General features: G+C 63.3%; 15 protein-coding genes. 10 read left to right on the forward strand and 5 right to left on the reverse strand.

Features of this window, described 5'->3' with window-relative positions; genetic code table 11:
* The first annotated feature begins 24 nt into the window (after positions 1-24).
* The 7 genes from HNQ40_RS03345 to HNQ40_RS03375 all read left to right on the forward strand — a co-directional run bounded on the left by HNQ40_RS03345 (position 25) and on the right by HNQ40_RS03375 (position 7,937).
* Positions 25-846 (forward strand): thymidylate synthase, encoded by an 822-nt coding sequence (locus tag HNQ40_RS03345; RefSeq protein WP_184676379.1) that lies wholly within the window; start codon positions 25-27, stop codon positions 844-846.
* Positions 847-912: 66 nt separating this feature from the next.
* Entirely contained in the window at positions 913-1,422 is a 510-nt protein-coding gene (locus HNQ40_RS03350; RefSeq protein ID WP_221435355.1) for a dihydrofolate reductase, read from the forward strand.
* Between the two features lie 232 nt (positions 1,423-1,654).
* Positions 1,655-2,530 (forward strand): type II secretion system protein, encoded by an 876-nt coding sequence (locus HNQ40_RS03355; protein ID WP_184676380.1) that lies wholly within the window; start codon positions 1,655-1,657, stop codon positions 2,528-2,530.
* Positions 2,531-2,809: 279 nt separating this feature from the next.
* Positions 2,810-4,435, forward strand: a complete 1,626-nt coding sequence (locus HNQ40_RS03360; RefSeq protein WP_184676382.1) for a sulfatase — start codon at positions 2,810-2,812, stop codon at positions 4,433-4,435.
* A gap of 80 nt (positions 4,436-4,515) precedes the next feature.
* Positions 4,516-5,436 (forward strand): hypothetical protein, encoded by a 921-nt coding sequence (locus HNQ40_RS03365; protein WP_184676384.1) that lies wholly within the window; start codon positions 4,516-4,518, stop codon positions 5,434-5,436.
* Between the two features lie 816 nt (positions 5,437-6,252).
* Complete coding sequence (locus HNQ40_RS03370) at positions 6,253-7,278, forward strand: potassium channel family protein (RefSeq protein WP_184676386.1); 1,026 nt, start codon at positions 6,253-6,255, stop codon at positions 7,276-7,278.
* Positions 7,279-7,403: 125 nt separating this feature from the next.
* A complete protein-coding gene (locus tag HNQ40_RS03375) occupies positions 7,404-7,937 on the forward strand; it encodes a DUF456 domain-containing protein (protein ID WP_184676388.1) in 534 nt (177 codons plus the stop codon).
* A gap of 38 nt (positions 7,938-7,975) precedes the next feature.
* Here HNQ40_RS03375 and HNQ40_RS03380 read toward each other — a convergent pair whose 3' ends face one another.
* The 3 genes from HNQ40_RS03380 to rpoB form a co-directional block, all read right to left on the reverse strand.
* Positions 7,976-8,578, reverse strand: coding sequence for a hypothetical protein (locus HNQ40_RS03380; protein WP_184676390.1), 603 nt, complete (start codon positions 8,576-8,578; stop codon positions 7,976-7,978).
* Between the two features lie 200 nt (positions 8,579-8,778).
* Positions 8,779-13,245 carry a DNA-directed RNA polymerase subunit beta' gene (gene rpoC / locus HNQ40_RS03385; RefSeq protein WP_184676392.1) on the reverse strand — a complete coding sequence of 1,489 codons (4,467 nt, stop codon included), beginning with the start codon at positions 13,243-13,245 and terminating at the stop codon, positions 8,779-8,781.
* Between the two features lie 104 nt (positions 13,246-13,349).
* Positions 13,350-17,135: a DNA-directed RNA polymerase subunit beta gene (gene rpoB, locus HNQ40_RS03390; RefSeq protein ID WP_184676394.1), complete on the reverse strand. Its 3,786-nt coding sequence runs from the start codon at positions 17,133-17,135 to the stop codon at positions 13,350-13,352.
* A gap of 345 nt (positions 17,136-17,480) precedes the next feature.
* Here rpoB and HNQ40_RS03395 point away from each other — a divergent pair, with 345 nt between their 5' ends.
* The 3 genes from HNQ40_RS03395 (at position 17,481) to HNQ40_RS03405 (ending at position 23,040) form a co-directional block, all read left to right on the forward strand.
* Positions 17,481-18,077 (forward strand): RNA polymerase sigma factor, encoded by a 597-nt coding sequence (locus tag HNQ40_RS03395; RefSeq protein WP_221435356.1) that lies wholly within the window; start codon positions 17,481-17,483, stop codon positions 18,075-18,077.
* Positions 18,078-18,182: 105 nt separating this feature from the next.
* Positions 18,183-21,854: a vWA domain-containing protein gene (locus HNQ40_RS18485; protein WP_221435357.1), complete on the forward strand. Its 3,672-nt coding sequence runs from the start codon at positions 18,183-18,185 to the stop codon at positions 21,852-21,854.
* A gap of 49 nt (positions 21,855-21,903) precedes the next feature.
* Positions 21,904-23,040: a S1C family serine protease gene (locus HNQ40_RS03405; protein WP_184676398.1), complete on the forward strand. Its 1,137-nt coding sequence runs from the start codon at positions 21,904-21,906 to the stop codon at positions 23,038-23,040.
* A 119-nt stretch (positions 23,041-23,159) separates the two neighbouring features.
* Here the strand turns inward: HNQ40_RS03405 and HNQ40_RS03410 are convergent, their stop codons facing one another.
* On the reverse strand, positions 23,160-24,077 hold the full coding sequence (locus HNQ40_RS03410) for a diacylglycerol/lipid kinase family protein (RefSeq protein WP_184676400.1): 918 nt from the start codon (positions 24,075-24,077) through the stop codon (positions 23,160-23,162).
* An 87-nt stretch (positions 24,078-24,164) separates the two neighbouring features.
* On the reverse strand, positions 24,165-24,389 hold the full coding sequence (locus tag HNQ40_RS03415) for a SlyX family protein (protein WP_184676402.1): 225 nt from the start codon (positions 24,387-24,389) through the stop codon (positions 24,165-24,167).
* Positions 24,390-24,410 lie beyond the last annotated feature (21 nt).

The following is a 24,410-nucleotide window of genomic DNA, read 5'->3' on the forward strand; positions in this document are numbered from 1 at the left end:
CGCCTCGGCTACAATATCCCCCTCATGCAGCAATACCACGACCTGCTCCAGCACGTCCTCGACCACGGCGTCGACAAACCCGATCGCACCGGCACCGGCACACGATCCGTCTTCGGCCACCAGATGCGGTTCGACCTGTCCGAGACGTTCCCCTGCCTCACCACCAAGAAGCTCCACCTCCGCTCGATCATCCACGAGCTGCTGTGGTTCCTCCGCGGCGACACCAACGTCCAGTACCTCCAGAACAACGGCGTGACCATCTGGGACGAGTGGGCCGACCCCAACACCGGCGAGCTCGGGCCCGTCTACGGCCACCAGTGGCGCAGCTTCCCCACGCCCGACGGCGGCAGCGTCGACCAGATCCAGAACGTCCTCGACTCGCTACAAAACAACCCCGACTCCCGCCGACACCTCGTCTGCGCCTGGAACCCCGGCCAAGTCGAGCAGATGGCCCTGCCCCCCTGCCATTGCCTGTTCCAGTTCTACGTCGCCCCGGCTCCCGAAGGCAGCGACGCCAAGGGCATCTTGTCCTGCCAGCTCTACCAACGCTCGGCCGACATCTTCCTGGGCGTGCCGTTCAACATCGCCAGCTACGCCCTGCTCACGATGATGATCGCCCAGGTCACAGGCCATCAGCCCGGCGAGTTCGTCCACACCCTCGGCGACGCCCACCTCTACCTGAACCACTTCGATCAGGCGAAAGAACAACTCAGCCGCGATCCCCGCCCGCTGCCGACGATGAAGCTCAACCCGAACGTGACCGACCTCTTCGCGTTCACCTACGAAGACGTCACCCTCGAAAACTACGACCCCCACCCCAGCATCAAGGCCCCGATCGCGGTCTAACCCCCCCCGGCGTGCGGGCTTCAGCCCGCATGCCCACCCCCCAAAAAAACGCGCTCAATAACATCCATGCAAAAACGCCTGACTATGATCGCCGCCATGTCGGAAAACCGCGTCATCGGCGTCGACGGCGGCCTGCCGTGGAAACTGCCCGACGAGATGGCTCAGTTCCGCGCCTACACGCTCGGCCACCCCGTCATCATGGGGCGGGTGAACTTCGAAGCCGAGGGCAAGCCGTTGCCCCACCGCCGCAACATCGTGCTCACCCGCAACGCCGACTGGCAGCCGCCCGAAGACGCGACGGAACAGATCGAGGTCTGCCACACCCTCGACGAAGCGCTCGCTCTGGTGGAAGGCGACCCCGAGCCCTACATCATCGGCGGCGCCAAGATCTACGAACTCGCCCTGCCGATCGCCGACCGCATCGTCCTCACCACTGTTCACACCACCCTCGACGGCGACACGTTCTTCCCCGAGTTCGATCTCAACGACTGGACGCTCACCGATTCGCGTCACCACCTCGCCGACGCCCGCCACTCCTACGCGTTCACGGTCAACACCTACGACCGCACGCATTGACCGTGGCTGCAGTCCGAACCGCCCGTTCCTGATTTTCAGGGTCAAGAGAATAAACCATCTATTTTGCGGTTTCGCTAAAGCGAGAAACCGAGAGGCGACCGTATATTTAGTTTGGTAATACATCGGTGTTTCTAGCATCTCCGATGTCGCCTGAGCTTGCCCCTGCATTTCTACGCGAGCTTTTCGTTTGCATCTCTGTTCGTTACGACATCTCTACGATTGGATTTCCCCCATGACTACACGCCCGAACACCCCGCGGACTTTTAGAGGATTCACCCTCATCGAACTACTCGTGGTCATTAGCATCATCGCGTTGCTGATTGGCATCTTGCTCCCCGCCTTGGGGGCTGCACGGCAAACGGCACGCCAGATGGCCAACAGCACCCAGCTCCGTGGTATCCACCAGGGCATGATTATTTTTGCCCAGAGCAACAAGAGCGGCGGCAAGGACGGCTGGTTCCCCGGGCTCGACGCCGCCGGCGACATCGCCACCAACCCGACCATGGCCGGGGGTGACCCGTACTGGACTCAGAACAATCGCAAGAACCTGCCCCAGGTCCGCTTCGCCATCATGCTCAACAACAACGTCTTTACCCCCGAGTACCTCATGAACCCCGCCGACCCGGGCGTATCCGAAGCGGAGGCCAACGCGGAGTTCACCTCGCTCAACTACTCCTTTGCCATGCTCACCCTCGGCGGGAGAATCACGCCGGCGCTCAACGACACCAACAAAGTCATCGCCAGCCACCAAGCGGGCCGCAAGGCCGAGTGGCAGGAAACCATCAACAGCCAAGCCCCGATCATCAGCGATATCAACACCGGGGCAAACACGTTTACCCAAGCGAGCTCGTGGTGGACCGAAGAAAACTCCGGCGAATGGGGTGGCGGCGTCGTGATGAACGACAACAGCACGAGCTACGAAAGCACCACCGTCATGGAAAACACCCGCTACGGCAACCTCCCCGAAAACCCCACCGACAACATCTTCACCAACTCGCGTGGATTCGCCGCGGCACCCAACCCCGACGGCGGTGACGCCACCATGATCTTCGCCTGGCCCACCAACTTCAATATGGAGATTGACCGCGAGAACCCCGCACGGCGGTAACCTCCAAGCGGCATCGCACCAGCGCTCTTCACCCATGAAGCACACCCCAAGCCTAACGATTGGGGTGTTTTTCTTGCGCTGCATACGCTCCCCTCCCTCACGCCGACGCTGAGCCACGCGAAGCGTCTGGTACCGCCTCAGCCCGCCCTGGTGTACACCTAACCACACCGTTATCCCCCGAGTCGAGAATAAGCCAACTATCTTCCCACATCGCCAGCGAGTTCAAGCGCCACCCCCAATATAGTGAACGGCTCGGCTACTCCGCTGATCGGATCACCCATGCGCACATTCTTCGCTCTGCTCGCCGCACTGCTGCTTGCTCCTTCTCCCCAGGCCCAGCCGACCGGCAAGCCCAACATCCTGTTCATCTCCATCGACGACCTACGCACCGAGCTTGGCTGCTACGGCTCGGACATCGCCGTCACCCCGCACATGGACGCCCTCGCCCAGCAAGGACTTCGCTTCAACAACGCCTACTGCCAGCAAGCCATCTGTGGCCCCTCCCGCGCCAGCCTGCTCACCGGGCTCCGCCCCGACACCATCGGCATCACCCACAACTACGTCAAGATCCGCGAGCAGGCCCCCGACGTCGTCACCCTCCCCCAATACTTCGGCAACCGCGGCTACGACACCGTCGCCTTCGGCAAGATCTTCCATCCCGGCGACCGTGACCCCGCTTCATGGAACCGCCAGCCCCAAGTTACCGAAGAAGACGCCGAGTTCGCCCGCAGCCGCTACGGCTTCGCCCTCACGGAAAACCGCGAGAATACCCATCAGTCGCGTCAGGAGATGTTCGCCAAGTACGGCGAGGTCGCGAAGTACGGCCTGGCGATGGGCCCGGCCTACGAAGCCGCCGACGTCCCCGACAACCGCTACATCGACGGCCACAGCACCGACCTGGCCATCGCCACGATGCGCCAGCTCGTCGCCGAGGGTGACAAGCCGTTCTTCCTGGGGCTGGGACTCTACAAACCCCACCTCAACTGGATTGCACCGAAACGCTACTGGGACCTCTACAACCCCGACGACATCACCCTCGCCACGCAAACCACCGCCCCCGAGAACGGCGCGGCGATGGGCCTGCACGCCTCGTTCGAGCTGCGCGTCCGCCAAGGCATCCCCAAGAGCGGCGGCTTCGACCCCGAGTTGGCCCGCACGCTGAAACACGCCTACCTCGCCTGCACCAGCTACATCGATGCGCAGGTCGGGCGGATGATCGCGGCCCTCGAAGAAGAAGGCGTCCGCGACAACACGATCATCATTCTCTGGAGCGACCACGGTTTCCACCTCGGCGAGAAAGGCGTCTGGGGCAAGGCCACGAACTACGAACTCGCCACCCGCGTGCCCATGATCATCTGGACGCCCGACATGCCCGCGTCGACCCGCGGCCGATCGACCGATGCGCTGGTCGAGCTCATCGACATGTACCCCACGCTCTGCGAACTCGCCGGACTCGACTCGCCCACCGATGTCGAAGGTCACAGCTTCGCACCGCTGGTTCATTCGCCAGACACACCTTGGAAGACCGCCGCGTTCAGCCAGTTCCCTAATCCCGCCCTACGCGAATGGGGCGCCTTCCCGCTCCGCCCCGCGATGCGTGAGACCTTCTTCGGCCCGCTCATCGAAGACGTCGAAGCACGCATCAAGCAGCAGTTCCCCGACCGGTGGGACCGCGACCTGTTCGAAAACCGCCTGATGGGCTACTCGATGCGTACCGCCCAGCACCGACTCATCATTTGGATCGACCAGGCCAACCCCGACGCGGAGCCGCTGTTTGTCGAGCTCTACGACCACACGGCCGACCCGGAAGAAACCGTCAACGTCGCCGCCGAACAACCCGGCCTGGTCGTCGACCTGATTCAGCAGTTCCGTCGCGGCTGGCAAGGCAACCTGCCACCACAGTGATGTGAACCGCGGGGCTTGCCCATCCGCGTCCTCTTCAGCATCTCCATTGCCCCACACTCCAAAAAGGGTTAAATGGGTGCATGCACAAGCCCTACCGATGCCACTGCGTGGATTGGGAGTTCGACGATTCGTTGTCGGGGCAATTGGCGTTGTGGCCCTCGACCAAAACCGTGACGCGTTCGCTCAAGGGCTCAGCGATCCTCATGGTCTTCGTCGGCATCATCGTGCTCGCCTTCGGTTTTCCACCGGGCTGCCGCACCGTGAGTAGCGAGCACCGCAAGCTGGCGCAGATGGAGCAACAACTCGAACAAGCCCAGCGTCACGCGAAACGTGTCGCCACCGGGGCCACCGCCAACGAGCCCGGCTCCGTCGGCAGCCAAGTCGCCCAGCAAGCCCGAGCGACCGCCGAGTGTCTCGGACGTGAGGTTGAACAACAACGAACCCGAGCCGAGAACGCCCGCCCCACCCTCGGCCCCGTCGGCGACACGCTCTACTGGTTCGCTGTGAGCGGGCTCACTCTGCTGGCCGTCGCCGTGCCGTTCATCGCCCGCCGCGAACGCATCGCCCTCGACCTCGATGCCGACGGCCACACCCTGCGCGTCAAGCGCCGCGGCCAGGTCTTGCCCTCTCGAACGTTCGACACCCGGCACTACGTCGGCCTCGCCGTCGTCGTGCAACGCATCATCACCCGGGGTGAACACGGCCGAACCTACGACCACGGCTGGCGCTGGTCCGTCGTCATGGTCAGCCCCGACCCCGGCACGCCGTGGCTCGAACTCGCCATAGACGAAGACACCATCCTCCCCCAGCCCTTCACCAAACTCACCACCCGTGTCCGCAAGGGGCTGCGCTATTTCGAGCAAGCCACCCACTTACCCACCGCCCCGCCGGTCAAGATCGACGTCGGCGAATCCTGGTCCGGCCTGCTCCGCAGTTTCGAAACCCGCGTCGAGCAAGGCACCGAGCCCGCCATCAGCGACTCGCCTTACACGCCGTTGTGACGTTAGCAAATTCGGATCGAAACGAACTGCTGGTGCGCACATAGATACGCACGGGAGAGTTCGTGCGATTATTTTATTTTTCGAGTTATCTACCGTCATCCCAACGGCTTGCAAAATCATCTGCCACGATCGCGCGCACAGATGTGGCACGCCATCCCTACATAGAGGGAGGTTTTTTTCGGCACCCCGCGGCGGCGGGACGGTTTCAGGCAAGGACCGTTCCGTGAGATGCGTGGGGAGGGCCGGGCTCGCGTTTTCAAGCGTGGGGGTTTCGGCGTTCGTCGGTGAGTCACCTTGCCGACAACAGACACGATGGACCGTGGCGTAATCGCGCAGCCGCTCCCAGCACGCGGGTCGAGGACGTTGGCTTGAAGTGAACTTCGCGACACGGGCCGATGCGTGTGGCGGGGTTGAGCCGGGCGTTCGCTCTTTGGAAATTAGGGGCTTGGGTGTTGGGGGCTTGGAGGCTTGGGTTGCGCGCCGAGCGCGGGATGCGAAGCAGCCGCGTGGCTTCGCTACGCTGGTCGGGTTGTAGGTCAGGTCTTCGACCTGACGCGAGTGATAGTGCACATATGAACCGTGTCAGGTCGAAGACCTGACCTACAGCGCTTGTCGGGACTTCATAGGGAGTCCGAATAATTCGTCCCGGTCACGGGGCTTTGTGTCGAAGCACGGCAAACGGTTCCCATAACCCGACGTCGCGTCCGAGGATGGCTCTAAACCATTCATACCATTCAGCCGTTTTTGGCCAACCAATCCAAAAGACTGAACTCCCCGATATTCGTTGGTGGAAGCCCGACTTAACCCCCCACCACCATGTCACGCACGTCCTCCAACCTGTTCACCGAGCTCGCCGAGCACCGACGCCAACGGCGGAACGTCGCCCACGCGGTGCTCGCGCTGATGATCGTGCTGATGGTCGGCACGGGCGGGTTCACGCTGCTCGAAGAGCAGTGGACGCCGTGGGACGCGTTCTTCTTCACGCTCATCACCATCACCACCGTTGGCTACGGCGACTACGGGCTGGACATGAAGGGCGAAATCTTCGCACTCGTGCTCCTGCTGACCGGGATCGCGGTGACCACCTACGCCTTTGGACAAGTTGTGCAGCTCGCGGTCAGCAGCCGCGCCGCCTGGAGACGCAAGATGCTCAAGACCATCGAAAACATGTCGGACCACTACATCGTCTGCGGCGCCGGCCGAGTCGGACGCGCGGTGTGCGAACGCTTCGAGGAATCGGGCATCCCGCTGGTCGTCGTCGACAAAGACGAAGAGCGCTGCGAGTGGGCCCGGTCACACGGACACCTGGCGATCGAGGGCAACGCCACCAACGACGAGACGCTACTCATGGCGGGCATCGAACGCTGCAAAGGCCTGGTCGCGGCCGCCCCCGCAGACAACCAGAACCTGGTGATTACGCTGACCGCACGGGAGCACAACCCCGATGCGCTCATCGTGTGTCGATCCGACGACCCGGACACCGAGGCGAAGTTCCGCCGAGCCGGGGCCGACCGCGTCGTGGCCCCCGAGACCAACGGCGGGCACACGATCGCCAACCTCCTGGTCCGCCCGCACATGACCGACTTCCTCGCCCACACCGGCGAAGACGACTACCAGCTCTCGGAGCTGCACCTGCGCGATAACTCGCCGCTGGTGGGACTCACGATCCGCGAGCTCGGTGAACGCGAACCACAGCTCGTATTCGTCGCCCACAAGCGAACCGACCAACCTACGCGGGTCCGCCCGAACCCGGACGAGGTGTTACAGGTGGACGATGTGCTGATCGTCGTGGGCGAGCTGGATGCATTGGCCCGGGCGGCGCAACACGCCGCCGCGGCATAAGACGGTGAATGCGAGATTGCTCCGGGGTGGACTGAAATCCATGGGCCTAACCCACGTCTACCCCTGCAAGGCGTTCGGCGGTGGCTTGCACCCCCGCGACCCGCCGCTGTTCTATGATGATCGCGATGCTCGAAATCACCCTGCTTATCTTCGCCATCGTGGCGCTGCTGCTGATCAACGCGACGGGTGTGGTGCTGACCGCCATCCAGTTGCCGGGGACGTGGCTGATGATCGGGGCGACCGCGGCGTTCGCGTGGTGGCGCTGGGACGCCGAGTATTTCACCTACGGCTGGTGGACGCTGGCGAGCCTGCTCGTTCTGGCCCTCATCGGCGAGCTGATCGAGTTCGCCGCGAGCGCGGTGGGCTCGAAAGCGGTGGGCGGATCGAAACGGGGGGCAGCGATCTCGATCGTCACCGCCCTGGTCGGCGCGATCGCCGGCTCGTTTCTTATCCCCATCCCGATCGTCGGCACCCTGATCGGCGCCGCCGTCGGCGCGGGCCTAGGCGCTTCGGCCGGCGACAAGTGGGCCGGCCGTTCGTGGTCCGAAACGGCCCAAGGTTTCAAAGGCGCCGCCGTCGGCAAACTCGGCGGCGCCGCAGGCAAGCTGCTGGTCGCGGCGATCATGTGGCTCGTCGCGGCGGTGATGTTGTTTCTGTGACTCAAGAGGAAACAATTGTTTCCCTAGGCGTGCGGACTTCAGTCCGCATGCCTCCCCTCATAACGCTTGTATCTCACCCCCTCCATGAATGCGCCCAGCTCCAGCGCACGCTTCACCGCCCGATCGATATCCAATCCCACACGCGTGTGATCATAGGTACGCCAATCGTCACACACCCCATGCCGCTCGGATTGGATCAACGTGTAGCGATAGGCCCGACGGGCTTGCAAATCGTCACGGATACAGCCATCGAAGTAGTTCTGCCTGCCGCTATCGATCCAGAAGGGTTTGATCCGATCCAAACCTTCCGCAACAAGCAAGTCGTTTACTCGCTTGGCTGTGCGTCCATGGATCCCGCGCATCATCCTCGGCAACTCCGTCCCCAATTTCAGATATCCCAGCGTGTGGTAGTGATTGCCCAACAACGATGTCACCCAAGGCACAAATCCGTGCGCTACGGTGTAGTGCTCAAACGCGTCCCAGAACACGGATTTCGCTTCTTCGGTATTGAACGCGGGGAACTTGCCGCGTACCCGAGCGGTGATGAAATACACCTGATTGTCGCGGAGCCAGTGTTCGAAGCGGTGTTTGCCTCGAAAGGTGCGCTTGGTTGACCCGGAATTGCGTTTGGTTGGACGCATGGTTTCATCATACTGCAACCCATGCGTGCTGAAGCACGCACGCCGAAATATGAGCCCACTTCCCTATAGCGTGCGGGCTTTAGCCCGCATGGCCATCCTGAAACTCTCAACTCAGCGCAAGAAAAACCCCGCCAGGGGGCGGGGTTGAGGGGAGTTAGATTTAAACATCACGCCGACCGTAGGCCGCAGAGCGGAACGTCTTAGCTCTTGCCGGTCGGGTCTTCGCCGAGGAGTTCGGCGACGAGGCGGCTGTCGCCGACGGTGCTGGTGATGGTGTCGGGGCTCTCGGCACCGGCGGCTTCGGCGATCAGAGCGGCTTGCTCGATCTCTTCTTCCACCGACAGGGCTTCTTGAGCCGGGGGCTCGGCGAGCTTGACGACTTCCATGTTCTGGTACTCGCGGAAGCCGGTGCCGACCGGGATCAGGTGACCCAGCAGCACGTTTTCCTTGAGGCCCACCAGGTCGTCGGACTTGCCGGCCAAGGCCGCTTCGGTGAGCACCTTGGTGGTTTCCTGGAACGACGCACCGGAGAGGAACGACTCGGACTGCAGCGCGGCCTTGGTGATGCCCAGGAGCAGCACGGTACCCGTGGCGGGACGGCACTTGCTGGCGGACGCGGTGGCCTTGCCGTCGGCTTCGAGCTTGGCGTTGACTTCCTTGAGCTCGGCCTTGGTGACGATGCTGCCGACGACCAGCGACGAATCGCCCGGGTCTTTCACGCGGCCGCAGCCGGCGATCTTCTCGTTCGCTTCGCGGAAGCGGAACTTGTCGACGACTTCGTTGGGCAACAGGTCGGTGTCGCCGGGGTTGTCCACGCGGGTCTTGCGGAGCATCTGGGCGACGATGACTTCGATGTGCTTGTCGTTGATCGGCACGCCCTGAGCACGGTAGACGTTTTGGACCTCTTCCAACAGGTAGTTGTAGAGGGCCTCTTCGCCTTTGATGCGGAGGATGTCCTGCGGGACGAGCGGGCCGTCGATGATCGGATCGCCGGCTTCGACGTGGTCGCCGGAGTGGACGAGCAGGTGACGGTCCTGCGGGACGTGGTGATCGACTTCGAGGCCCGAGTCGGACCGGACGATGACGGTCATCTTGCCCTTGCGCTTGTCGCTGCGGAGCTCGACCTGGCCGGAGATCTCGGCCATGACGGCGGCGTCCTTGGGCTTACGCGCTTCGAAGATCTCCGTAACCCGAGGCAGACCGCCGACGATGTCGGCCGAGCTGGTCGCGGCGCGGGGCTGACGGGCGAGCATGTGACCGGCTTCGATCTTGTCGCCTTCCTTGACGTCGATGCGTGCCTTGGCGGGCAGGTAGTGGAAGTCGAGGATGTTGCCCGACTCGTCGTCGATGACGATGCGGGGGTGCATCTCGCCCTTGTGCTCGATGACTTCGAGCTGCTCGCCGGCGTTGCCTTGAGCCTTCTCGACGCGGACGGTCTGGCCGACCACGATGTCTTCGAAGCGGATGACCCCGGCCTTCTCGGCGAGGATGGCCGAGCGGTGCGGGTCCCAGGTCACCAGGACGCTGCCCTTCTTGACCTTTTGGCCGGGCTCGGCCTGGATGTAGGCACCGTAAGGCACCTTGTACTTCTCGAGTTCACGGCCCTTGTCGTCGAGGATGGCGACTTCGCCGTTACGCTTCAGGGCGACGAGCACGTCGTTGCCCTCTTCGTCCTGGACGGGGACTTCGTTACAGTCGCGGATCTCGACGACACCGCCGTTGGCGGCGCGGTGCGAGGTGTCGACCAGCGAGGTGGTGGCGACGCCGCCGGTGTGGAACGTCCGCATGGTCAGCTGGGTGCCGGGCTCACCGATCGACTGGGCGCCGATGATGCCGACGGCCAGGCCGGGCTCGACGAGCTTGCCGGTGGACAGGTCCATGCCGTAGTCGAGCACGGAGATGCCGGTGCGCGACTCGGTGGTGAGCGGGGAGCGGACGACGACGGTGTCGATGCCCAGGTCCTCGATCTTGCGGGCGGCTTCCATCGTGATGAGTTCGTTTTCTTTAACGATGATCTCATCGGTGATGGGGTTGGCGATGGTCTCGCGGGCCACACGGCCGAAGATGCGGTCACGCAGCGGCACGTCGACTTCTTCGCCCTTGTAGATCGCACGCTTGGTGATACCACGCTTGCTGCCGCAGTCGTACTCGGCGATGAACTGGTTCTGAGCGACGTCGCAGAGCTTACGGGTGAGGTAACCCGAGTCGGCGGTCTTGAGCGCGGTATCGGCCAGACCCTTACGGGCACCGTGGGTCGACGAGAAGTATTCGAGGACCCGCATGCCTTCACGGGCGTTGGCCTTAATGGGCGTCTCGATGATCTCGCCCGACGGCTTCTGCATCAGGCCACGCATACCGGCGAGCTGCTGGATCTGCGACTGGTTACCCCGGGCGCCCGACGCTTCGGCGGACATGATGTGCACGGGGTTGATGTAGAGTTCGCCGTCGGTCGAGTCGCTGGCGACTTCGTTGCCGTCCGCGTCGCGGCGGTCCGAACGCAGCTCCTTGAGCAGCTCCTTGGTGACTTCTTCACGGCAGTGCGTCCAGAGGTCGAGCAGCTGGTTGTAGCGTTCGCGGTCGGTGATGGCACCGGCGTCGAACGCCTTCTCGACGCGGTCGACCTTCTTCTGGGTCGCGGCGATGAGGTCGTGCTTCTTGGCGGGGATACGCAGGTCGGTGATGCCGAACGACAGACCCGAAGTGGTCGAGCGCTTGAAGCCGACCTGCTTCATGTTGTCCAGCAGGGTGATCGTCGCGGGACGTCCCAGGTATTGGTAGGTGTCGTCGATGACGCGCGAGCAGCCCTTCTTACCCAGGGCGCAGTTGTAGAACGGCATGCCGGGTTCGAGGATGTCGTTGAACAGCAGGCGGCCGACGGACGTGATGATCCGGCCGGTCTCGGGCAGCGGGCCGACGTCGCCGCGTTCCTTGGTGACGATGCCGTGATACTTTTCGGGGTCGGGCTTGACGACGATGGGTTCGTGGATGCCGATCTTCTTGAGGTCGTAGGCGAGGATGGCCTCGGTCGGGTCCTTGAACTCCTTGTACTTGCGCATCTCGGCGACCATGTCGTCGGACAGCTCGCCGGAGCGGGTGACCAGTTCCTTGGCGACCTCGGGGCCGGGCTCACCGCGGAGCATGGTGGTGTAGTACACACCGAGCAGGATGTCCTGCGACGGCGAGATGATCGGGTCGCCGTTGGCGGGCGAGAAGATGTTGTGCGGCGACAGCATCAGCACGCTGGTCTCGGCCTGGGCCTCGACCGACAGGGGCAGGTGGACCGCCATCTGGTCGCCGTCGAAGTCGGCGTTGAAGCCGCCGCAGACCAGCGGGTGGATCTTGATCGCGTTGCCTTCGACGAGCACGGGCTCGAACGCCTGGATACCCATGCGGTGGAGCGTGGGGGCGCGATTGAGCATGACCGGGTGCTGGTAGATGACTTCTTCGAGGATGTCCCAGACTTCGGGGTCACGACGCTCGAGCATCTTCTTGGCGGACTTGATGGTGTCGACCAGGCCGTGCTCTTTGAGCTTGCGGATGATGAACGGCTGGAAGAGCTCCAGGGCGATCTTCTTGGGCAGGCCGCACTGGTGCAGCTTCAGCTCGGGGCCGACGACGATGACCGAACGGGCCGAGTAGTCGACGCGCTTGCCGAGCAGGTTTTCGCGGAAGCGGCCCTGCTTGCCCTTGATCATGTCGGTGAGCGACTTGAGCGGACGGTTGGACGAGCCGAGCACCGGACGGCGGCAGCGGCCGTTGTCGAACAGCGCATCGACCGACTGCTGCAGCATCCGCTTCTCGTTACGGATGATGACCTCAGGAGCGTTGAGGTCCATCAGCTTCTTGAGGCGGTTGTTGCGGTTGATGATCCGGCGGTACAGGTCGTTGAGGTCGGAGGTGGCGAAGTTGCCCGACTCCAGCAGGACCAGCGGACGCAGGTCGGGAGGAATCACGGGCACCACGTCCATGACCATCCAGGTCGGGTCGTTGTCGCTGCCGCGGATCTGCTCGACGATCTTCAGACGCTTGGACAGGTCCTTGGTCTTCTGCTTCGACTTGGTGGCCTTGAGATCGGCACGAAGCTCGGCCTGCAGGGCGTTGAGGTCGATGGTTTCGAGCAGTTCCTTGCCCGCCTCGGCACCCATCATGGCGACAAAGCCGCTGCCGTACTCGGCGATGGCCTGGCGGTACTCGTCCTCGGTGAGGACTTGGCGTTCCTTCAGCGGCGTGTCGCCGGGGTCGGTGACGACGTAGTCCTGGAAGTAGATGACCTTCTCGAGGTCGCTGGTCTTCATACCCAGCAGGTTGCCGAGGTGCGAGGGGATCGCTTTGAAGAACCAGATGTGGATGATGGGTGCGGCCAGGTTGATGTGGCCCATGCGCTTACGACGCACGCGGGAGTGGGTGACCTTAACGCCGCAGCGGTCGCAGATGATGCCCTTGAACTTGGTGCCTTTGTACTTGCCGCAGGCGCACTCGTAGTCGCGTTCGGGGCCGAAGATGCGTTCGCAGAACAGGCCGTCCTTTTCGGGGCGGTAGGTGCGGTAGTTGATGGTCTCGGGCTTCTTGACTTCGCCGAAGGACCAGGAGCGGATGTCGCTGGGCGAGGCGAGGTTGATCTTGACCGAGGAGTAGTCGTTGACGCGGTCGTATTGCTGTTCAGCCATGGGGGTAACGCTTCGTTTGGGGTGAGCGTGAATAAGTCAGTGGGGGTAGGAACAAGAGGCTTTGGCCTGCACGCTTGAGCGTGCGGGCCGGGAGGGCACATCGCTTACAGGATCGAGCCGCCTTCGTACTCGGCTTTTTCGATCGTGATGTTCAGGCCCAGGCCCTTGACTTCGTTGCACAACACGTCGAAGGCCACGGGCATGCCGGCCTCGAGGGTGTTGGTGCCCTTGACCATCGACTCGTAGATCTTGGTACGCCCTTCGACGTCGTCGGACTTCACGGTCAACAGTTCCTGCAGGACGTACGCGGCGCCGTAGGCCTCGAGGGCCCAGACTTCCATCTCGCCGAAGCGTTGGCCGCCGGTGCGGGCCTTGCCGCCCAGCGGCTGCTGGGTGATAAGCGAGTAGGGGCCGGTGGCGCGGGCGTGGATCTTGTCGTCGACGAGGTGGTGCAGCTTGATGATGGTCATGAAGCCGACGGTGGTCTTCTCGTCGAACGGCTCGCCGGTGCGGCCGTCGTACAGCTGGATCTTCGCGCCCTTGGGCATCTTGGCTAGCAGCTCGCGGTCGCCGTGGGCGCCCTTGGTTTCTTCCATGCGCTGGTCGATGTAGGCGTTGGCCTCTTCGAGCACCTCGTGGATCTCGTCTTCGGTCGCCCCGTCGAACACGGGGGTGACGGCCTGGAAGCCCAGGACCTGACACGCCCAGCCGAGGTGGGTCTCGAGGATCTGGCCGACGTTCATCCGCGAGGGCACGCCCAGCGGGTTAAGCAGCACGTCGACCGGGGTGCCGTCGTCGAGGAACGGCATGTCTTCGATCGGCACGATCCGGGCGATGACGCCCTTGTTGCCGTGGCGGCCGGCCATCTTGTCGCCGACCGACAGCGGACGCTTGGTGGCCAGGTAGACCTTGACCATCTCGAGCACGCCCGAGGGCAGCTCGTCGCCACGCTTCATGTGAGCCAGGCGGCGTTGCTTTTCTTTGTCGACGGCCTGGATACGCGGCCAGAACTGGTCGTACAGCACTTCGGCCTGTTCTTTGACGTCCTTGTTGCCCTTCACCCACTTGAGGTTGAAGTCGCTGATCTGTTCCATCACGACCTCAGCGATGTCGCTCTGGGCGACCTTCTGACGGGTCGAGGGGTCGACCATCTGCGTGCCGGTGATTTCGTTGACTTGGTCGACAAACTCACGGAACAGCGAGACGGCCTTTTCGTCCATCTCTTGTTCGTACTCACGCATCTCGCGACGCAGGGCCTTCTTCTGGTCGTCGTTGAGGTGCATCCGGCGGCTGAACCGCTTGGCACCGATGACGATGCCTTCGGTGCCGGCGGGCACTTCCAGCGAGTCGTTCTTCACGTCTTCACCGGCGCGGCCGAAGATCGCGTGAAGCAGTTTTTCTTCGGGCGTCAGCTCGGACTTACTCTTGGGCGAAACCTTACCGACGAGGATGTCGCCGGGGGTCACACGAGCACCGGTGCGGATGATGCCCTGCTCGTCGAGCATCGACAGCATCTTCTCGGAGACGTTGGGGATGTCGCGGGTGAACTCTTCGCGGCCAAGCTTGGTCTCGCGGATCTCGACGTCGAACGACTCGATATGGATCGAGGTGAAGACGTCTTCCTTCACGAGGCGCTCGCTGATGACGATCGCGTCTTCGAAGTTGTAGCCGTCGAAGGTGTTGAACGCGACCATGACCGACTTGCCCAGGGCAAGCTCACCCTGGTGAGTCGCGGCACCGTCGGCGATGATCTGGTCTTTCTTGACCTTCTCGCCGAGGCGGACGATGGGCTTCTGGTTCTGGCAGGTGCGTTCGTTGAGGCCGACGAACTTGCGCAGTTCGTACTCGTCGGCGTTGTCGATGACGATCTTCATCGCGTCGACGTAGGTGACGGTGCCGGCCCGCTTGGCCCGGACGACCATGCCCGAGTACTTGGGGATTTCCTTTTCCATCCCGGTCGCCACGTAGGACGGCTCGGTGATGATCAGGGGCACCGCTTGGCGTTGCATGTTGGAGCCCATCAACGCACGGTTGGCGTCGTCGTGCTCGAGGAACGGGATCATCGCGGCCGAGACACCGACGATCTGCTTGGGGCTGATGTCGATGTAGTCGAGGCTGTTCGAGTTGACCTGCGAGAGGTCGCCGTCGACACGGGCCAGGACGTTGCCGGCGATGATCTTGCCGTCTTCGTCGATCGCGTCGGTCGGGCCGAGCGTGATCTTCATTTCTTCGTCGGCACGCAGGTAGGTGACGTCGTCCGACACCTTGCCGTTCTTCACGGGGCGGTACGGCGTCTGCAGGAAGCCGTACTCGTCGATGCGGGAGTAGAGACCCAGCGACGCGATCAGGCCAATGTTCGTGCCTTCCGGCGTTTCGATCGGGCAGATACGGCCGTAGTGCGAGATGTGGACGTCGCGGACTTCGAAGCCCGCGCGCTTCCGGTTCAGGCCGCCGGGGCCCAGCGCCGAGAGACGACGCTCGTGGGTCAGCTGCGAGAGCGGGTTGGTCTGGTCGACGACCTGCGACAGCTCGCCGCGGCCGAAGAAGTGGTCGATGGCGCTGCTGATCGACTTGGAGTTGATCAGGTCGGCGACCTTCGCCAGCTCGTCGGGGTCCTTAACCGACATCCGCTCCTGGACGGTGCGGCGCAGCTTCAGGAAGCCCTTGCGGAGCTCTTCCACCGCCAGCTCGTCGAGCGTGCGGAGGCGGCGGTTGCCCAGGTGGTCGATGTCGTCGATGTGGGCCTTGTTGCGGTTGTTCCGCAGGTCCAGCATGTACTTGATGACTTCGAGGAAGTCTTCGGCACGGATGTGCATGATGCCTTCGTCGACATCCATGTCGAACTTGCGGTTGATGCGGAACCGGCCGACCTTACCGAGGCGGTAACGGTTCTCGTCGTAGAACTTCTCTTCGAACAGGGCGCGGGCCTTGTCGACCTGCGGCGGGTTGCCGGGACGCAGGCGGGCGTAGAGGGCCAGCAGCGCCGCTTCGTGTTCGGTCACGTCGAGGCCGTCGGGCAGGTGGGCCTGCTTCTCGTCGGCGATCGTGTTGAGGATCAGCATGTCCGAGGCGTTCGAGATGACCTCGATCACCTTGAGCGAGCTACCCAGGACTTCTTCGATGTTGTCGCCGATCTGGGCGCCGAGGGGCACCAGCTCTTCGCCGGTCTCGGTGTCGATGATCGGAGCGGCGACGTAGTGCTCGGGCTTGGCGTCTTTCACCTTGATGGTTTCGACGTTGTAGAAGGTCTTGAGCAGCGCGTCGGTGGTCGAGAAGTCCTCGTTGAGCGCACGCAGGAACGTGGTCGCGGGGATCTTGGTCGACTGGTCGATGCGCATCTGCAGCACATCCTTCTTGCTGACTTCCAGCTCGATCCACGAGCCACGCTCGGGGATGATCCGAGCCGAGTGCAGCGGGCGGTCGGCCTCGGCCGAGGCGATCGAGAAGTCCACACCGGGCGAGCGGTGCAGCTGGTTCACGATGACGCGCTCGGCACCGTTGATGATGAACTCGCCGCCACCCATGAGGATGGGGATCTCGCCGAGGTAGATTTCTTCTTCGGGGATCTCAGCGACGTCTTTACGCACGAGACGAACCGCGACGCGGAACGGCATGCCGTAGGTAAGGCGCAGCTCGCGGCACTCGTCGGGGGTGTAACGCGCTTCGTCGAGCTTGTAGTACAGGTACTCGAGTTGCATGTTGCCGTCGTACGAAACGATCGGGAACACTTCACGCAACAAGCCCTCGAGGCCGGCATGGGCGTCGCGGGCATCGATTGGGCTGTCTTCTTGCAGGAATCGTTCGTAGGCCACCTGCTGCACACGCACCAGGTTAGGGATGGGAAGAGCATCTCCACGTTTGGAGAAGTCACGCACAGAATCTAGCAGCATCAAGTTCCTCGCGCTAAAGCCAGGGTGAATGAGTGTCGTCAAGTTGTGAGGGTTCGAGTCCCGATCACGCCGCGAACACAGCATTGTAGGACAAACCACAGGGGACCACAACCGGACCCCGGAAAAAATTTAAGTCCAGAGGGGTTATTGGCCCCAAATTTGCCACACCGCCCCGCCCGGCACCGTCCTATCCACGCAAATCATATCCAAACCTGAATTTACAGGTTTTCCCAAAATTCTCCACGAACCATTAAGAAACCGCCCACCCAGCCGTCTGTCACCCCGGCGGGTCGATTCGCTCGGATTTCACCCAAAACCTCAGATTTTTCGCGGGAAGGCCTCGGGATGACTGTACAACTCCATGAACGCCCTTCCGAATCTGCCGCCCCGCCCATGACCGATTCCGACCCCGCAGCCGATCCCGACCTGCTTCAGCCCCACGAGGCGGACCTGTTGCGTTACGCCAACCACCTCCTGGGCCGAACGCCTGGAGCCGCGGACGTGGTTCAGGACACCTTCGCCCGGTTCTGGGCCCAGCCGGATGACACCCGGCAGCGCCTCTGCGAAGCCAACGCCCACCCCGGCCGCGACCCGCACAGCCGACTCCGGGCCTGGCTCTTCACCGTCTGCCGCAACCGGGCGTTCGACGTCCGCAAGAAGGAGCGACGCATGACCCCACTCACCGCCCCGGTGTCCGACGCCCAGACCCACCCCGCCCCGGGCCCCGACCAGCAGGCCGAGCAACGCGACACCCACGACGCGGTGCTCCGCCGACTGGCCGACCTGCCCGACGCCCAGCAAGAAGTCGTCCGCCTCAAGTTCCAGGCCGGGCTCAGCTACAAGCAGATCGCCGAGGTCACCGGCCTCACCGTCTCGGGCGTCGGCGTCCACCTCCACCACGCCCTCAAAACCCTGCGCCAGCAAATGAACCCCGCCAACTGACACACACCCCCCATGCCGCGAACACCATCCGCGGTCTTCAAACGAAACACCCCACGTTTAGCGGGCGGCCCGAAGGGCCCCGCGACCTCCCCGGAGGAAACCACCATGACCGACCAACCCACCCCCGACATCAACCTCACCGCCTACGCCCTGGGCGAACTCGACCCGGCCAGCCCCGAGCACGCCGCCGTCGAAGCCCGCCTCGCCGCCCCCGGCCCCGAAGGCGACGCCGCCCGCGCCGAGGTCGAGTCGATCCGCGCCACCGCCGCCGACCTCACCGCCGCCCTCGCCGACGAGCCCGCCCCGGAAGCCACGCCCACAAAGCCGCGGATGTCATCCGCGGTCTCGGCAGCTTCCAACAACAATCAAAACGATCCCCCCGCCCCCATCCCGATCCGCAACTGGCCCCGCCGCCTCGCCCTCGCCGCCAGCCTCGCCGCCGCCGCCGCGCTGGGCGTCGCGGTCCTCCTCCCGGGAATCCTCGAACAGCGAGCCAACGCTCTTGCCCAACAACGGCTCGAGCAGGCCAACGAACTCTACGAGCAAGGCCTACTCAGCCGGGCCGAATGGGATGCCGCCACCTCATTAATCTATCAGCCCGAAGGCTTCGGCCACTTCATCGAAAAAGCCCAAAACCTCACCGACGATCAATGGCTCGCCACCATCGAACGCGAAGCCGACGCCCGCTCGAGTAACGACAGGCTCGGGGCACAACTCCGTGGCCTCTATCTGCAAGAAGACGGCAGATCCGAAAGCGAAACCGATCGGTTCATGCGTGAGCTTGATGCCCGTATCTCGGCTTCCACCGACCCGGCCCCAGGGGAACCCGCCCACGAAACCCGCGTCTACGACATCCGCGACCTGGTCGTGCAGGTCCCCACCTTCACCGACGCCCCCGAGTTCGATCTCAATGAAGCGCTCGCCCAAACCAACGGAGGTACCCAACACGAAACCGGCGTCTCCCTCTTCGGCGTAGATGATTCCGCCACCCCACAGAGCGGCACAAAAACGATGATCGCCGCTGGCGAAGCCGGGGCTCGCCCCAACGATCGGCTGTTCTACTGGAAAGACAACACTTCCGGAGACTGGCGCGGCGGTATCACACGTAACGACAACTCGACGGATTTCTCAACCGAACGCTCCCCGGCAGGTGCAGATCGCACGGCATCGTTACACCAGCTCGGCGCAAGTAGCGGCAAAGAGGTACGCACCCTGATCTCGGAAGCCCGTCAGCTTCAAAAAGAAATGAAGTACGACGATGCTTTAGCACTCCTTGATCAAGCAAACGCTATCGATCCGAACAACTTCACGGCCCAACTACTCAAAGAGTTGGTTGAAGACTCCAAGGTTGCCGTCGCGTACACCAAGATCGAACGTCAGCGTCGTCTCGAAGGTGCTCGCGACCACCTGCTCAACCGCGAAGCGATCATCCCCTACACCGATCTGGTCGCCTTCCCCGAAGACTGGCCCGAGTTGTCCCACCGCCAAATCGAAGAGCGGAACGCTCGGACGTTGGAGATGCTGAAGCACAACGAGAATGCTCTTCGTCTACGAAGAACGGTGCCGATCAACTTCGACGCCAACCCCCTTGAATCGGTCATCCTTTATCTGGAAGAAACCACCGGTGCCGATCTGGAAGTCGATTGGGACACACTCGCGGAAAGCGGCGGCATCGAGCGTGACCAACCGATCTCGCTTTCTCTGCACAACGTTCCGGCGGGGAAAGCTCTGGAACTGGTGCTACAGCAAGCCTCGTCGAGCGGCTTTGGCGACCCCATCGGATATACCGTGGCAAACGGCGTGGTGAAGATTACAACCCAGGAGAACATCAATTCACCACTTCTAACGGTAGAGCGGCACAAGGAAGCCAATCGGGAAGCTGAACTAAGACTCAAAAAAACGATATCTATTGTTCTCGATGGCAACCAACTCGAACGGGCTATTGGCGATATCAGGGAGAGAACCGGCAACAATATCTTCGTCAACTGGCCAGAGCTGATCGACGCAGGAGGTATCGAGAAAGACGTACCCATTACGCTGACCCTAGAAGACGTACCTGCCGATCGTGCACTTGAAATTATCCTGCAACAGGCTGCACACGGTTTCGGTGATCCGATCAGCTACGCAGTGATCGATGGGATCGTGATGATCTCATCCCAACGCGACCTGGATCAGATGAAACAGAAAAGCGAAGAGTTCACCACCGAATCCTACGACCGCGTCGAAGACAACCCGTTCCTGGCCGCGATCGACAACCCGTTGTCGACGTTCTCGGTCGATGTGGATACCGCGAGCTACGCCAACGTGCGGCGGTTCCTGGATCAGGGTCAACTTCCCCCCGCGGATGCGGTGCGGATCGAGGAACTCGTCAACTACTTCGAGTACGGCTACGAGCCCCCGATGGCTTTTGAACTCAACGGCGCTTTACCCAATGCCAATGATGAGCCGGCGGCTGCAGACACGGCCCCATTCGCCGCACACGTCGAGGTCACCGCCGCGCCGTGGACGCCCGAGCACCGGCTCGTTCGCATCGGGATCAAGGGCATGGAGATCGCCACCGACGATCGGCCCGCGGCGAACCTCGTGTTCCTGCTGGACGTGTCAGGCTCGATGAATCGACCCAACAAACTCCCGCTGGTGAAAGCCGGGATGAAGAAGCTCGTCGGCGCGCTACGCATGGACGACCGTGTGGCGATCGTGGCGTACGCCGGGGCGTCGGGGCTGGTGCTGGATTCGACCAGCGACCACGACGCGGTGCTCGCGGCGATCGACAACCTCACGCCCGGCGGCTCGACCAACGGCGCGGCGGGCATCGAGTTGGCCTACCAACAGGCCGTGGACAACCACATCCCGGGCGGGCTAAACCGCGTGATCCTCTGCACGGATGGTGACTTTAACGTCGGCATCACCGACCGCGGGGCGCTCACCCGTCTCATCGAAGACAAGGCCAACGCCCCCGAGACGCCGACGTATCTCACCGTGCTCGGCTTCGGCACGGGCAACCTCAAGGACGCCACGATGGAGGAGCTCTCCAACGTCGGCGACGGGAACTACGGCTACGTCGACTCGCTCGCCGAGGCCGAGAAACTCCTGGCCGAGCAGGTCAACGCCACGCTGCTGACCATCGCCAAGGACGTGAAGGTCCAGGTCGAGTTCAACCCCGCCAACGTCGCGTCCTACCGCCTCATCGGCTACGAAAACCGCCTGCTGGCGAAAGAAGATTTCAACAACGACGTGGTCGATGCGGGCGACATCGGGGCCGGGCACACGGTGACGGCGTTGTATGAGGTGGTGCCGGCTTCGGCTGAGCAACCCGCAGCCCAAGAGCGCGGGCCTCAAGACGTAGACGACCTCAAGTATCAGAAGAAGAGCGCGCTCTCCGACGCCGCGGACTCGAACGAGTTGCTGACGCTGAAGCTGCGGTACAAGCAGCCGGACGCAGCGAAGGTGCAGGGGACGTCGAAGCTGCTGGTCTTCCCGGTCGAGGACGCGAGCACGCCGTTTGCCGAGGCGTCGGAAGACACACGGTTCGCCGCGGCGGTGGCGGGGTTCGGGATGCTGCTGCGGGGCTCGCCGTATGCGGGTGAGCTGGATTTCAACGACGTGGCGGCCTTCGCGGCGGAAGCCGGTGCGGGTGTGGTGGATGCCCGCGGCGAGCTGACGCCCGAGCACGAGCGCCGGGCCGAGTTTCTCCAGCTCGTAATCCGTGCAGACGCCCTGGCGAACCCGGTGAAGCTGCCCCCCGCCGCACCCGCGACCGAACCCGCGGCGGACTGAGTCGTATGATCACGCATGGCCGTAATCTTCCTGACAGGAGTGCTGTGCGATGCGTGATTGGACCCGATCGATGGGGTTGGCGGTGGCTGTGGGTGCGATAGGCGCCTTGGCTTTTCAGGGATTCTGGCAGGGCAATGGGGGCACGTCGGCCGTCGCGCAATCGGCGGAAACTGCGCCCGCGATTCAGCCTGAGCCTCGACCGTTGCCCGAAGGGTTGCTGCCGGACGAGTTGCACACCGTTCAACTCTTCGAGACCGCCTCGCCGTCAATCGTGAACGTCGACATCACGCAGCGACGGGTTGACCCGTGGTCGCGCCGCAGCGTTGAGGTGCCGGCCGGGTCGGGCTCGGGGTTCTTGTGGGACGACCAAGGCCACGTCGTGACGAACTTCCACGTGATCCGCCAAGCGAGCGGCGCGACGGTGACGCTGGACAACCAGACACAACTTGAGGCCGAACTCGTCGGCGTCTCGCCCGACCACGACCTCGCGGTGCTGCGCATCAAGTCCGAAGACGGCATGCCGCTGCGTGCGCTACCCATCGGCGCATCCGGCAAGCTGCGCGTCGGCCAACGCGTCTACGCCATCGGTAACCCGTTCGGGCTCGACCACACGCTCACCACCGGCGTCGTCTCCGCCCTCGACCGCGAGATCCAATCCCTCACCGGGCGGATGCTCGACCACGTGGTGCAGACCGACGCGGCGATCAACCCCGGCAACTCCGGCGGGCCGCTGCTCGACTCGGCCGGACGGGTCATCGGCGTGAACACCATGATCTTTAGCCCATCCGGTGCCTCGGCGGGCGTGGGCTTTGCCATCCCGATCGACACGGTGAAACGCGTGGTGCCCGAGCTGATCGAACACGGCGAGTACACCCGGCCGATCCTGGGTGTGCGGATCGACGACCGCGTCGCGGCGCCCCTGCTCGCAGAGCTCGGCGTACGTGGCGTGCTAGTGTTGGGCGTCGATCCGAACAGCGCCGCGGGTAAGGCGGGGTTGCGCCCGACGCTGCGCGATCAGGCCGGGGAGATCACCTTCGGCGACGTGCTGCTCGCCATCGACGGCCAACGTCTGGAAGACACCGACGACCTGCTGAACGTGATGGAACGCCTGACCGACCCCGGCATGATCAAGCTGAAGGTGTACCGCGAGGGTGAAGAGGTCGAGATCGAGGTTGCGCTGGATTAAACCCGCAAAAAACCGTTTAGCGGGTGGCACGAAGTGCCCCGCGTTGGCGAAATCAAGCTTATACGACATAAGGAAGCGGGACGCTGCGCGTCGCCCGCTAAACCAATGGTTGATCTGCATTAAACCCGGATGACGTTCAACGCGGCGGGCATGACGGTCATCTCCAGCGGCGTATCGCCCGCCGGATCGCCATCAGCTTGGGCTGGGGCGGGGTGGCCGTTGCCGGTGCGGAGGGTGACGCGGTCGGCTCGGCCGTGGGCGACGGTTTTGCGGGTCAGGTGTTTGCCACGCAAGACCGACCAGTGGTAGCCGAGCAGATTAATAAAGCCGGGCTTCTCGAAGACGACCCAGGCGAGTTGGCCGTCGTCGCGCTGGGCTTCTTTGCCGATGTGCAGGTTGCCGCCGTACTGCGGGAGGTTGAACACGTAGGCCTGGTGGCCGGTGACGGTTTGCCCATCCGCTTCGAGGGTGACGGGCGGGAAGCGGTAGCCAAGCATCGCGGAGACGACGCGCGGGGCGTAGCTCATGCGGTTGACACGCTTGAGGCTGGTGTCGGCGGTGGCGTTGCGCCAGCGGTCGACACGGTGAACGACGTCGGCGTCGAATCCGGCGGAGGTCATCAGCGTGAACAGTCGGCCGGGCTCGTCGGGCTGCTCGGGGTCTGCGGCCCGGGCGAGGTCCACGGGCACGGTGTCTCCCCGCACGATGGCGTCGGCGATGTCTTCGGGTTTGCCGGTGAACTTGAACTCCTGGGCGAAGAGGTTTTCGTTGCCCGCGGGCAATGTGGCGAAGGGTAAACCCAGGCACCCGGCGGTCTGCATGTCGTTGAGTACGTCCGCCACCGAGCCGTCGCCCCCCGCCGCGACGACGCAGCGCAGTTCGTCGCCCGCATCCTTGAGCGCGGGGATGCGTTCGTCACGATCCCACACAACACGGGTCGACAAGCCTTGCTGAGTCAGCGCCTCTTCGAGACGCAGGACGCGTTTGCGGTTGGGGCCGGTGCCGCTGAACGGGTTGGCGAGGATGAGGACTTTCATATCGGCCGGTTCGGATCGGTCTAGCCCTATCGGCGTTGCCCGTGAGCAGCGGGTTAAAAAGCCGCGAATGCTGTGTGCGAGATGAACCTACCAGTGCGGTGGCTTGTCGTCTTCGAGTTGCTGATCGCTGTCGGGGGCGGGTGCGTCGCCGGAGCCGGGCTGATGGGTTTCGAGATCGGAGCGGATTTTTTCGAGCTGGGCTTTGAAGCCGTCCATGCGGTCGTACATCTCGCGGACCACGCCGTCGAGTTCGCCGAGGTGGCGCTCGAGGTGGGCGATCTTTTCTTCGATGTTGACGAGTCGCTGGTCCATGGTGCGGGATTGTAACCGGGG

The organism is Algisphaera agarilytica, assembly GCF_014207595.1.
Classification (GTDB): Bacteria; Planctomycetota; Phycisphaerae; order Phycisphaerales; family Phycisphaeraceae; genus Algisphaera; species Algisphaera agarilytica.